This is a genomic window from Pseudomonas sp. GW460-12-10-14-TSB1 (assembly GCF_017349775.1).
GTDB lineage: Bacteria > Pseudomonadota > Gammaproteobacteria > Pseudomonadales > Pseudomonadaceae > Aquipseudomonas > Aquipseudomonas piscium.
Genome location: NZ_JACNAC010000005.1, coordinates 132,357 through 144,264, shown reverse-complemented (window position 1 = coordinate 144,264; position 11,908 = coordinate 132,357). Strand labels below are relative to the sequence as shown.

9 protein-coding genes, 1 other RNA gene and 1 pseudogene are annotated in these 11,908 nt (G+C 54.8%); 6 read left to right on the top strand and 5 right to left on the bottom strand.

Annotation, left to right across the window (positions count from 1 at the left end; translation table 11 throughout):
* Window positions 1-67: 67 nt before the first annotated feature.
* A complete protein-coding gene (locus J4D52_RS05430) occupies window positions 68-973 on the bottom strand; it encodes a LysR family transcriptional regulator (RefSeq protein ID WP_102676242.1) in 906 nt (301 codons plus the stop codon).
* Window positions 974-1,082: 109 nt separating this feature from the next.
* Here J4D52_RS05430 and J4D52_RS05425 point away from each other — a divergent pair, with 109 nt between their 5' ends.
* Entirely contained in the window at window positions 1,083-2,321 is a 1,239-nt protein-coding gene (locus tag J4D52_RS05425) for an SGNH/GDSL hydrolase family protein (protein WP_102676243.1), read from the top strand.
* A gap of 69 nt (window positions 2,322-2,390) precedes the next feature.
* On the opposite strand, the gene J4D52_RS05420 is transcribed toward J4D52_RS05425, so the two are convergent.
* Window positions 2,391-2,777, bottom strand: coding sequence for a DUF6124 family protein (locus J4D52_RS05420; RefSeq protein ID WP_102676244.1), 387 nt, complete (start codon window positions 2,775-2,777; stop codon window positions 2,391-2,393).
* Between the two features lie 511 nt (window positions 2,778-3,288).
* Window positions 3,289-4,032: a hypothetical protein gene (locus J4D52_RS05415; RefSeq protein ID WP_146017989.1), complete on the bottom strand. Its 744-nt coding sequence runs from the start codon at window positions 4,030-4,032 to the stop codon at window positions 3,289-3,291.
* Window positions 4,033-4,605: 573 nt separating this feature from the next.
* Between J4D52_RS05415 and J4D52_RS05410 the strand changes: the two genes are divergently transcribed.
* The 5 genes from J4D52_RS05410 to J4D52_RS05390 all read left to right on the top strand — a co-directional run bounded on the left by J4D52_RS05410 (window position 4,606) and on the right by J4D52_RS05390 (window position 10,668).
* Complete coding sequence (locus J4D52_RS05410; protein ID WP_102676245.1) at window positions 4,606-5,778, top strand: hypothetical protein; 1,173 nt, start codon at window positions 4,606-4,608, stop codon at window positions 5,776-5,778.
* Window positions 5,771-6,232 carry a three component ABC system middle component gene (locus J4D52_RS05405; RefSeq protein WP_102676246.1) on the top strand — a complete coding sequence of 154 codons (462 nt, stop codon included), beginning with the start codon at window positions 5,771-5,773 and terminating at the stop codon, window positions 6,230-6,232. The genes J4D52_RS05410 and J4D52_RS05405 overlap by 8 nt, the downstream gene beginning before the upstream one ends.
* Complete coding sequence (locus tag J4D52_RS05400) at window positions 6,229-8,223, top strand: DUF3732 domain-containing protein (RefSeq protein ID WP_102676247.1); 1,995 nt, start codon at window positions 6,229-6,231, stop codon at window positions 8,221-8,223. Before J4D52_RS05405 ends, J4D52_RS05400 begins: the two co-directional genes overlap by 4 nt.
* Before the next feature lie 162 nt (window positions 8,224-8,385).
* Complete coding sequence (locus tag J4D52_RS05395) at window positions 8,386-9,108, top strand: methyltransferase domain-containing protein (RefSeq protein ID WP_102676248.1); 723 nt, start codon at window positions 8,386-8,388, stop codon at window positions 9,106-9,108.
* 174 nt (window positions 9,109-9,282) lie between these two features.
* On the top strand, window positions 9,283-10,668 hold the full coding sequence (locus J4D52_RS05390; protein WP_102676249.1) for a hypothetical protein: 1,386 nt from the start codon (window positions 9,283-9,285) through the stop codon (window positions 10,666-10,668).
* Window positions 10,669-10,742: 74 nt separating this feature from the next.
* Here J4D52_RS05390 and J4D52_RS30465 read toward each other — a convergent pair.
* Window positions 10,743-10,880 (bottom strand): annotated as a pseudogene (locus tag J4D52_RS30465) (transposase); the annotation flags it as partial.
* A 574-nt stretch (window positions 10,881-11,454) separates the two neighbouring features.
* Window positions 11,455-11,846, bottom strand: a transfer-messenger RNA (tmRNA) gene (gene ssrA / locus J4D52_RS05385).
* Between the last annotated feature and the right edge of the window lie 62 nt (window positions 11,847-11,908).

Below are 11,908 nucleotides of genomic sequence, written 5' to 3'. Positions count from 1 at the left end.
GGGTTGGCCAAAAGGGGATCGTAATGGCCATTGATCGTGTCCGGGGCAGGCATCGATGTTTATTGGGTCAGGCAATGAAGCCGGGTAGCTGCGGTACCCGTTCGGCCAGGTACTCCATGAGCAAGCGCACGCGCAGGGGCCGGTAGCGGCGCTCGGGGTAGATCAGGAACGCCTCGTTCGCTGGCCCGCTCCAGTCGGGCAGGACCCGCACCAGTTGCCCGCTGTCCAGCAGGTCACTGACCAGCCAGGCCGGGGTGATACAGAGCCCGGCGCCCTGCAGCACGCCATCGCGAATGGCCAATGAGCTGTTGCTCCGGTAGCGCCCTTGGGCGGTGACGCTGACCTTTTCGCCGCTCGGGCCGCTCAGCTCCAGGCGGTCGCCCGTCGCCAGCCAGGCGAAGCGCAGGAAGTTGTGTGCACTCAGGTCGGCCGGGCTGTTCAAGGGCGAATGTTGGCGCAGGTATTCCGGCGCCGCCACCAGGTAGCGCGGCGATGTCGCGATGCGCCGGGCGATGGCGTTGGGCGGCAGGTCACCGCCCAGGCGCAGGGCCAGGTCGACGTTCTCCTCGGTGAGATCGACGAAACGATCGTTGAGGATCAGCTCCACCTCGATGTCCGGGTATTGCACCATGAATGCCAGCAGCAACGCATTCAGGCGCAACACCCCCAGGCTCACCGGCACATTGACCCGCAGCACGCCCTCGGGGCGCTCGGTCAGGCCGCGTACTTCGGCCACTGCTTCGCTATATTCCTCCAGCACGGCTTTCGCCCGCTCGTAGAAACGCTTGCCTTGTTCGGTGGGTGTCAGCCCGCTGGTGCCCCGGGTGAGCAGGCGGGTACCCAACTGCTGTTCCAGGGCCGCCACCAGCTTGCTGACAGTGGGTTGCGTGCTGCCCAGCTCCCGGGCGGCCGATGACAGGCTGCCCAGCTCGACGGCGCGGACGAAGCAATGCATCGCTTTGAGGCTGTCCATGGGTATTCGATATCAGAATGGGCTGTATGAACTTATGCCTTCTATCACGGTTATTTCGAATGGAGCAATCTGGCTCGCCTCAGCCTTACTGCCTCAAGGAGCTACCCGGATGAAAGCCCTGCACTTGCGATTTTCCCTGCCGCTGATAGTCACCGCCCTGCTTGCCGCGGGTCCTGCCCTGGCCCAGGACAATTGGCTCACCACCTGGATGGCCAGCCCGCAACCGACCTGGGGCAACGAGTTGCCGCTGCCCACGCGGATTCCCGAGGCCCTGTCCGACAGCACCATTCACCAGAAGCTGCGTGTCAGCGTCGGCGGCAGCCAGGTACGGGTGGTGGTGTCCAACGAATACGGCAAGCAGCCTCTGCTGATTGGCGCGGCGCGGGTCGCCGCCGTGGAGGAGGGCGAGTCCGTTCGCGCAGGCTCCGGGCAAATCCTCAGGTTTGGTGGCGAAGAACAGGTCAGCATCGCGCCGGGCGAAACCCGGACCAGCGACCCGGTAGCACTGGCGGTGCCGGCCCTCGGTGATCTGCTGGTCTCGTTGTATCTGCCACAGCGCACACCGCTGACCACCTTCCATTGGGACGGCAAGCAAACCGCGTTTATCAGTCCGGGCAATCAGGTCAATACGCAGCGGCTGGAAGGCAAGGAACAGGTGGAGGCGCGGCTGTTCCTCAGCGACATCCTGGTGGACGCCCCGCTCGACGCCCGTGCCCTGGTGGTGCTCGGCGACTCCATTACCGACGGCAACGGCTCGACCTTGGACAGCAACCGACGCTGGCCCGACTTCCTCGCCCAGCGCCTGGCCAGAGAGAAAGTCGCCGTGCTCAACGGCGGCATCTCCGGCGCGCGCCTGCTCGAAGACGGCATGGGCGCCAGTGCAGCAGCGCGTTTCGAGCGCGATGTGCTGAGCAAACCCGGGGTGAAAACCGTAGTGCTGATGCTGGGGATCAACGACATCAGCTGGCCCGGCACCGCCTTCGCGCCGAATGTTCCGTTGCCTTCTTTGGACGGGCTGATCACCGGCTATCGGCAACTGATCGACCAGGCGCATCGCCACAACCTCCGCATCATCGGCACCACACTGCTGCCCTTCGAAGGCGCCCTGCAGGGCAGCATCATCGAGCACTACCACAGCGCCTCGAAGGAACAACTGCGCCAGGCGCTCAACCAGTGGATACGCACCAGCCAGGCATTCGACGCGGTGATCGACTTCGACCAGCTGACCCGTGATCCGCAGCATCCAACGCGTTTGTTGCCGTTTGTGGATTCGGGCGATCACCTGCATCCGGGGGATGCGGGTAATAAGGCGATGGCAGAGGGGGTGGATTTGAAGGCGTTTTTTTGAGTGTTTAGTAGATGCGTTAAGGAACAGCGCGGCAGGTCGTGCTGCCGCGCCGTGCTTTCGCGGGGCGTTCTACTTCAGCGATGGCGTGTGGCGACTGCCATCGAGCAAGGCATCCACCACGGCCCGCGCCATCTCCACCGAGTGCACCAGGGACCAGATCAAACCACGCTCGATGCCACTGCCGCGCTCGGTGATTTCATCGGAAACTTCTTCGGCGCTTTTCAGCAGCAGGGAGACGTGGAGCAGGGCTTCTTCGGCGTTGATGCCTCCCCGAACCGAGAACAAAGAATCGCGGCTCACCGGGATACTGACGGTTTTTTTGAGCGACTGAATCAGAGACGCATCAGCAGGCTGAACTGACAGTTTCTGCCGGATCTGCTGATTGGCCAGATCGTGTTCAAGGTTTCTGACGCGTTGGGTAGCAGTGCGGGGCGGATCGGGGACAAGCTTCTTCATGGCGTAACTCCTAGTACTGTCATAGGAGCCATCACCGTCGCTGCTAAACGATTGGGTGGCGGCCGTTTGCAGGTTAGCAGACCGGTGACTAGGACCCCGGCGCACCCGAAGGTGCCCTGCGCACGGCCGCCATAAAACGGAGCCAAAAAAAGCGCCACGTAATGGGGGCGCCATGCGCCTAGTTACACGTCGAGCTGCTAAACCCGGTCACTGAATTTGCAGTGACAGAGCGAGGCTAGCCAGCGGGTACACCAGGCGCAAGCGGCTAGGAGTTTCTAGGAAAGTTCGCACAATAGAAAGAGACTTAACGCTGCTTCGGGGGAGCGAACGCTGGGTCTGTGAGTGCGGGGAGGGGCGGTTGGCGATGGTGGCGGAACGTTAAGGCCAGAAACAACAAAGCCCGCACAAGGCGGGCTTTGTTGGTGCTTTGTTTGGTGGAGCCGGGGGGATTTGAATCCCCGTCTGAACCTTGTAATTCGTGGCTTTCAGTCTTCATGCTGCCATTTTGCCGTCATTTCGGTCCGGCTGTGAGTTTCCCTTTTTCCCAAAGCCTGAAGCTGATGCTGCCCGGGGTGCTATTGCTGGCGTGCTTGAATGCGACCTTGGTGGTTTCACCCTCAAGCAAATGAAACGCCAAAAAAGACTGAGTAAATTGAGAGGCAACCGCTCCATGCACACTATGAAACGGAGCAATAAAATGGCTAAAGACGTCTATATCGGATAGTTTTCCACCGACCGATTTATAACCAGTTTTACAGCATAGAGAAATAGCTACTTTCTTCAAAGATTTGAGAGGACCGATTGCATCTTCAATCTGCGCCGGGTTGCACCAACCGTTGTTTGCGAAGTCGATACCAGCTTGGCTCCCGTGACCAATGATTATCAAGTGTGAGCAATTGTCTTGCTCTGTGCTCCATACAGTTTTCAACTCTTCAAGAGAGCGAATTTTATAAGCCCTAATATAATCGTCTGGAACCAGCAATCTGCAGTATTGAAGTATTGATTTGGCTAAAGGATCAAGCAGTGTCGGTTCGGTCTTTAAATCACCTACTGTCAAAATTAGTAGGCCAAGGTTTTTGTGGCATAGGCTGGATCCTATTTCTTCAGACTCCACTCCTCCGCGAAGATCAACCGTGATGCTTCGTCCTTTTACCGAACGAACTGTTGTAGGCCAAAAAACCGAAGGCAAGTCATCCATTCCTTTGATACGCGAGCATGGGACAAAGACCTTTTCACCAATCTTGAATCTTGCCATGTCAAATCCTTAGAGAAATTAATCCTTCGTCGCAGTGACCAGCGGCCGCTAACTGATCTTGGTTGATGGCATTATGCCGAGGCTTGTGTGTGTTTCGCACTAGGAAACGGTGTCAGCAATCGCAGAGATCACGCATTGGGGGATAGCGTAGGTTTGCATTTGCCGTGCTGACATGCCAGTTGAGCTTGCACTGAGTGTATTAGCGCTTCGCTCGCAGGTTTTTTGGGCCACATCAAGTGGGAAAGATACCCAAAAGATACCCTTTTGGTATTCCTCGGATATTCAATAAATATTGTTGGACTAATACAAAAGATTTTACTTAAAAAGTTGCGTAGTGGCCCTTTGCGATCATGGACTTTCCAGTGCTACTATTGAACGGATCCAACGCGTGTTTCTGTATTTTCATCCAGTATATATCAGAGTGGTTACTGTTTTTTTGTACAGTATCGTTTCTAGGCTTAACCGGTTTCTGAGATGTAAATCTCCGCCCTAGGCACAGTGTGCTCATCCCGCTGACGAGTTTCTCTCTTTGACCTACAAGAGCTTACCTGTAAAGGCAGTCGTGGAATATTTATGGATAAATTGCCAGATAAGTTGCCGTTTGATGCTACGAAACTGTTCGAAGCGCTGCAGTACCAGCTCGTTGTAGCGCTTGAGTATTGCTACAAGCTGGAGAAGGGAAAGCGCCTGTGGGTCGAGGTGTTCGGGGATGTGACCCTGGAGGGAGCGGCTCAGGTCGAGGTCAAGCTGTATGCGGACACCCTGAGGGATGGCCACCAGAATATCTGGAATACCCTGAACAACTGGCTCAACAAGGCGTTTGATCACTGTGCTTATGAGAGCTTGGTGCTGGTGACGAACCAGGAATTCTCGCCTAGGTCGACACTGACGGATTGGAACGCCAGCACCGCTACCGAGAAGCTTGCCCTCTTGACCGCTATCTACGACGGCGCGGAGCAACGGTTCACTGCTTCCAAGGCCAAAGAGCCCTCGGAGACACTGGAACTGCAGCGTTTGGTAATGGCCCCGGCGTTGAAAGATGAGCTGCTGGAGGTGCTGGAAAGGGCTGTGTTCATTACCGGCTCGCCTTCACTTCAACAGCGCCTGCACGATTTCAAGGTGCTGCACCTGAGGGCGATCCGTGCATCGAAGCATCAGAGCTTCCTTGACGACATCTTGGGCTTCATCGGCAGCACCAAGTTCATCGATACCGGCTGGGAAATCACCTGTGAGGAGTTCACGGACAAGGTTGCCGAGCTGACCAAGCGTTACATGACGCATACAAGCATCTTCCCAGAGGTCGATGTCGACGCCCTGAAGCAGAACATTGACCTGGCCGAGATTGCCGATCGCCCGTTCGTGAAGAAGATTCGGGAAATCGATGGCGAGATGCGCGTCAAACAGGCCGCTTTGCAGTTGCTCATCGCTGGCGAGGTCATTGATGAGCTTTACAGGGATAGCTTGGCCTCAGAATTTGATATCCAGCGCTATCAGAAAAACCATCTGGATCGTCATCTGGATGGACGACTGAGTGCGATGATCGACTGCATGGATGAAAGTTGCTCCATACAGCTCAGGCGCAAGTCACTTAAGTTTTTCTTCCAGCAGCACGCTGCCGAAGTGGTTCAGCTGAAAACCTTTGAAGATACCACGGCGGATTTTCGAAATGGCATCTACCACATGTTGGCTGATGTGAAAGCCGACGACGAGGAAAAGGAGTTTTACTGGAGGCTTTGGAATGAGTAAGAGCGCTGCAGATCACATTTACACCTTGCGGCGGACACCCTTCGCTCTCGCTCCCGTGATCCACTCGTTCTACGATCACTGGGATCCTACGGAGAAGGATGTTCTGCTTAGTTACCTGATTCTTCCGATGATAACTTACAAGCCGATTCATAAATTCCTGCACAACGCCAACAGGAAAAGTTCGATTCGTACATTGTTGCAGGATCCGAGTCGAGTCTTGGGTCTGGAGCTGCGAGTGGAGGAATTCAAACCGATTACTCATGCGGCGCTGCTGATCCTTAACTCCGAAAAGAGTGTGCTGATTAACGAAGATATGTCGGTGGCCCCGCAGGGCAAGATTCGAGAAGAGAATGCCGACGAAGCGCTCATGAAATACGCACGCAAGCTGGCGGTGGTTTTCACCGGTGAGAATGTTGTTTCTATTTACAGGGCGTTGGGGCTCAAATCGCTATGAATTGCTATGTAAGCTATATCGGTGTCGTCGACAAAGATAAGGAGCTTCACTTTGTCCCGCTCACCCCAGGCCTGAATATCATCACCGGTCGATCGTCCACCGGCAAAAGCGCCATCTTGGAGATATTCGACTACTGCTTGGGTAGTAGCGAAGACACCATCCCGGATGGCAAGTTGACCGAGCGTGGCGAGATGTTCTTCACTGTCCTGCAGTTCCCCTCCCTAACGCTCGTGACGGGCCGTGCAGCGGCATCCAAGCGTTGCTTCCTGCGCGAAGTCACCGGGCCGGAGGCTGAGGACATCGTGGGGCTGATGAAGCACGTGGATTACTTCTTCGACGACCGTTTCTTTATCCACAAGGATCAGTACCTCAAGAGTCTAGGTAAGTACTTCGGTGTGACACTGGAAAACATTGACGTTGACCCTATGTACCAGGAAATCACTGGAAAGAAAGGGGCCACGCCATCGGTGCGCAGCTTCCCGTCGCTGATGCTTCAGCACCAGAATTTGGTGGCGAACAAGCACGCAATCTTCTACCGCTTCGACGAAAAGGTTAAGCGGGATCAGGCGATCGACCACTTCAAGATCCTTATGGGAATCGTGGGGGAGGAGTATTTCGATCTGGCCAAGGAGCACACCGAGGCCAGCTACGAGCTTCGCCGGGTTAAGCTCAAAATCCCCAAGGACGATAAGCTCAAGCAAGAAGTCGTCACCACATTCGATCGGTTCCTCTCGGAATACAAGGCGCTCGCCGGCAAGCCTTTGTTCGACATGACTGCTGATGAGATCTACCTCAAGCCCCTGGCTGCTTTGAAGCTCATGTTGGGCTCCCCGGTCACGGTTGATGGCTTGGCAGATGATTACGAAAAGACCCTCAAGGAGCTGCGGGAGAAGAAGTCCAAGCTGGTCTCCGAGTTGCGTTCGGCCCTTGGCAGGAGCGATTTGCTGGAACGCTCTGTCGAGCAGGCGAAAGGTATCGGCAACAATTTTGCTTCGTTGACGGTCCCCCGCTCGACCAACCTTGAACACACCTTCTGCCCTGTGTGCGAATCTCACTCCGACATTCCAGAAGATCAGGCGAACAAACTCACCGAGGCCATCGAGTGGCTGAACGGCCAGTTGAAGCTCTCGTCCTATGCGCGGGAGAGTCTGGGACAGGAAAGCCGCGACCTGAAAGACGAAATCAAGGGCATCCGCCTGCAGCTCAAGGAAGTCCAAACTGCTCTCAAGCCTTTCGAGGAGCAGGAGGTGCTACGAGCAGAGGCGAACACTCTGGAGGATGCTCCTAGAAAAACGAAGTTGCGTCTCGAAATCGAGATCGACAAGTTCATCGACAATCCTCCGTCAGATCTGAAGAAAATGGAGGAGTACTGGCAGGGTCAGGTCGATAAGCTCCAAGAGCTAATGGATAAGTACGACGTTGATATCGAGCTTGATAGGCTTGCGCGAGATATCAATAAAAAGATGAAAGAGCTTGGTAAGAACTTCCACTTTGAACAAACCTATAGAACAGGGTCGCTTAAGTTTGACGTGAATAGCTTCGATCTTTGGCACGAGAAGGATGCATTTAAGAAGGTCTTCCTGAGGTCGATGGGCAGTGGCGCAAACTGGGTTTACTCGCATCTCACCCTGTTCATGGCGCTTCACTACCAATTTGCGGCGCGGGCAGAGAAGTGCAAGATTCCGCCGATCCTCTTCTTGGATCAGCCTACCCAGGTCTATTTCCCCACAGCTGATGAAGGGAATGAGTTTGTTGCGGCCAATCTCAGGTCTGATGAGCTCAAAGACACCAACTTGCATGACGATCTTGATGCGGTTGCCAACATGTTCACCCAGCTCGCGAAGTTCTGTGATGACACCAAGCGTGATACTGGGGTAATGCCTCAGATTATCGTCTGTGATCATGCGGACGGTCTCGCGCTTGGGGAGGATTATAATTTTAACGATTTTGTCAGAGCGAGGTGGCGGCAACGCGGGCTGATCGCGGACTGACTTAGGGTTTGGGGCTGCAGATTCAAGAAATCTAAAAAGCACAGCAGTCTACCGAGGCCTCATACATACAGGGGTGACCTTGCGGTATGAGGCCTTGATCTGGTGAGAGTGCAGCGCTGCTGCAAAGATGTGTTTTTTTGATTTCTGTCCTATGGAGTAAGTATGAATCAGCTTTCGAACGCCATTCAGTATTCCGGCCTATGGGAGCGTGAGTCTCAATCACTTGAGTCTCACGATGTGTATCAGAAACTTGCCAAGGCGGTCCCTAACGAGCGTGTGCTGGAGATCGGCTGTGGTGTTGGCAACGGCACCAAACACCTGGCTGATGGACGTGAAGTGCTCGCTCTGGACAACAATGAGCATTTGATCGCCAAAGCTGCAGCTCGCTTGAAAGATGCTGGTCTGACCGCTCAGATCCATCACTGCGATCTCTTTGAGCTCAGTGACGAAGACTTGAAGGTGATCACCGACTTCCAGCCAAAGGTCGTCGTAGCCTGGTTCATCGGTTCGCACGGCCACGATATCTTCAGCCGTACTCCAGCTGATTTCGATGCCAGCCAGCGGAGCAAGCTGTACCGGGAACACATCGAAGACATCGTCGCCTCAGACAAGGTGACCATCGGTTCCGTCGACATCGTTAATTTTGCAATTCGCGGTGGGATGGCGACGTCGTTCAGCGCTGAAGAAATCTTCCAGGCCCAGAAAGAAGACTTCGATAAATACGTCTTCAGCGATGTAGGTTTCGAGGTCTACGACGTGAAAGTTCATCTCTGGGATCGGTCGGGTAGCACCTTCGAATACGGGAACGCCCCGAACCCAAATTTCGCAGGGGGTGAAACGGCTCAGGTGATTACGTCGATCCTGGCCCGTCGCAAGGCCTCCTAAGGGCTGCTGAGCGCAGCCAACCAGCGAAGCCTAGCCTCACGGTTGGGCTCTGCTACTTTTTCCAGTTTGTAGCTGCTTGCTCACAGCCCCTTTTTCGGTGCATCCAGAGGGCTTTAGTGGCTGATTGATATCTTGTCAGGCTACTTTCCAAATTCCTCATATGGAGAGACCACAATGGATGTTCGCAGTCGGATTGAGCGCGCGAGAACCAAGGCGTTTTACAAGCTACTGGTGGATAGGTTGGGAATCGAAGCCTGGGAGGCGCGCAAGGCCGCCTATGTAAAGCGCATACGAGAGAAGGAGGCGCAATTCGATATCAGGTTGCCGATTGAGCCGCAGCTCTTCACACCGGTCGAAGGTGACATCGACTGGTACATCATGGCCGCATACCTGTCCCATGATTTTCCATACAGCGACGTCACCTACAGCACCAGACGCATCTTCCCATACGCAATGGCTATTGGGGCGGTTGCTGAGGAACTGCGCGAGGTACCTCATGTCAACGACGTCCTGGACAAGATGTTGGCGAACAACTCCAAGCCTGAAACGCAGATTTTCGAACTGCTGACAGCCTCGTTCTATCTGAAAAATGGCTACCAGGTTTCCTTCATCCCGGAGAACAGCATCACCTGGCCGGATGGCAAAACCAAGAAGTCACCCGACATGCTTGTCAAGTCAGATGAGCTTGAGTTTTATGTCGAGTGCAAGCGAGCGGATAAGCAGACCAAATACGCGCAGGCTGAGGAGCAGGTTTGGGCTGATATGTGGGATCAGCTGAGCCACCACATGCTCAAGGTAGCTCCCTGGAGCACTGTTGACTTGGTCTTCCATGACCAACTCACTGACGTGACGGCAGAGCAGGTGATCAAGGCGGTGGATCTGGCCATCAAGGCGGGGGCGGGCAAGGTTAGGGAAGGGGCGATCAGCGCCCAGATGCACGTCATCGACAAGGTGGGGCTGAAGCAGCACTACCGCAAGTCTAGGGTCAGAGCCGAAAGCCCTCAGCAGGAGTTGCTGGTTTTCGGCAACATCGACAGCAACGAGAAGCGCAGCATTGCGACCATCGCTAAGCGGGTATTTCGACCTGGCACAAACAACGACATTCTCAACCTGTTTGTGGAGGACGTCGCCAAGTGCGTGGGGGCTCAGTGGTGCTGCGACCATGAGGCTTCGCTTGGGCTGCGCTCTAGGCACTTCAAAGGCCTGGTCAACGATGGCGTCTCGCAGATACCTCCAGATAAGAACGGTGTGGTGCATATCTGGTATGAAACCCGCGAGGGTATCGAAATCGAGGAACTGCGCAGGGACAAGAACATCGAGAACATCACCGCGTACAACGCCTCGGAAACCTCAGTTTGGGGTGTGCTAATGCATGGGGTGAATTACTACCCGTTCGAGGACGACTACGAGTGGGCAGAAACCGTACAGGATTTTGGCCGGGTACCCGATTTGATGGAGCTTTACCCTTGGCAGTCCTTGATGCTCGGATCTGAAACTACTGAAGAGGTCGAGGGGGCTACCCACTGGGGGCAGGATAAGGCGGCAAAAATAACGCTGTGATCGGATGTGCCAGGTTGGTGCCTTCCATACTGGCTTGGCGCATTTTTGCATTTTGAGTCTGGTTGCATGTCCATGATATCTCGCGAAGCAGCACCGGAGCAGAGCCCCCAGAGCACGCCATCGAGCATCAGTCGATCGTTCAAGCGAGGCCGCCCCCTGCCATGGGTTTTGATGAAAAGATCAGAGGCCACATACCAGGCTCCGTCCGACAGTTCGTAACGCTTTGGCCATCACAGAATTCCTTTCCGTTGATGGCGGGTGACTCTACAAAATCTCAGCGTCCGATGGGCGATGATTGGGTTTCTCGGGATTTCGTACAGAGATCCGGTCGGTCTCCATCACATTCGCTGATTTTATTCTCGAGCCAGGCTTCTACCTCCGCGACGACGAAGTAAACGTCGGCCTGTTTACTTGACCCAAATTTGATGGGACGAGAGAAACTGGGATCGGCTTCGCGCAACTTTCGAGGCCGGAGCGGCTCTTGTCAAAGCAGTACTGCAGAGAGGTGTGGCTGATCAGGTATTTTTTGGGGCATGTGTAAGCATGTGTGGGTTTCTGTGTGTAAGCTGACACAGATTTAATACCCCTGACAGACTGCTGTGGCGCGACTTCAAACCGGAAAAGCGTCGGAAAACGTTTTGTCGGTGGTTGAGGTAAAGACGACAGCCGCGGATGGGCTTCGAGGGTAGACAGGCTGTCATAAAGCTGGCATTACCCAGCTAAAACAGCCCTAACAGACACAAAAAAGGCACTTTCGATAATCGATAAGTGCCTGATTTGTATGGTTGGTGGAGCCGGGGGGATTTGAACCCCCGTCCGCCAGTACTCCGCTGTCGGTACTACATGCGTAGCCGTGTCTATTGAGTTAACCCTCAGCGACCCGACGGGCAGGGTGCTTTGGGCGAGTTGTGTAAGTTTTAGCCGCTTCGTCCACAACGTACTGCACGGCGATTCTGTTCTGTATGACAATCATTTCGGGTTTACAGACATCCCCTGATGATTGCTGGACCCGAAGGTACCAGAAGGAAGGCTAGCGCCGCTTACGCAGCGAGAGCGTATTCCCCGTAGGTTTCGTCATTGGCAACTATAGGAAGTTGCAACAGTGGATTTACGAGTTCTGTTACCAACTCGGCATGCACCTAAAGTTTCGCAACCGGCGTCGAATCCTAAACGGCCCCGAACCTGCTGTGCATTACCAGCAGGTTTGTAGAGTCTACGCCAAAATGGCCCGCAAGGCCAT

What these genes read in the sequence shown, in the direction of transcription:
- J4D52_RS05405 (WP_102676246.1), top strand. Translation starts at nt 5,771, where the DNA reads ATGAGTAAGAGCGCTGCAGATCACATTTACACCTTGCGGCGGACACCC.
- J4D52_RS05430 (WP_102676242.1), bottom strand. Translation starts at nt 973, where the DNA reads ATGGACAGCCTCAAAGCGATGCATTGCTTCGTCCGCGCCGTCGAGCTG.
- J4D52_RS05425 (WP_102676243.1), top strand. Translation starts at nt 1,083, where the DNA reads ATGAAAGCCCTGCACTTGCGATTTTCCCTGCCGCTGATAGTCACCGCC.
- J4D52_RS05400 (WP_102676247.1), top strand. Translation starts at nt 6,229, where the DNA reads ATGAATTGCTATGTAAGCTATATCGGTGTCGTCGACAAAGATAAGGAG.
- J4D52_RS05410 (WP_102676245.1), top strand. Translation starts at nt 4,606, where the DNA reads ATGGATAAATTGCCAGATAAGTTGCCGTTTGATGCTACGAAACTGTTC.
- J4D52_RS05395 (WP_102676248.1), top strand. Translation starts at nt 8,386, where the DNA reads ATGAATCAGCTTTCGAACGCCATTCAGTATTCCGGCCTATGGGAGCGT.
- J4D52_RS05420 (WP_102676244.1), bottom strand. Translation starts at nt 2,777, where the DNA reads ATGAAGAAGCTTGTCCCCGATCCGCCCCGCACTGCTACCCAACGCGTC.
- J4D52_RS05390 (WP_102676249.1), top strand. Translation starts at nt 9,283, where the DNA reads ATGGATGTTCGCAGTCGGATTGAGCGCGCGAGAACCAAGGCGTTTTAC.
- J4D52_RS05415 (WP_146017989.1), bottom strand. Translation starts at nt 4,032, where the DNA reads ATGGCAAGATTCAAGATTGGTGAAAAGGTCTTTGTCCCATGCTCGCGT.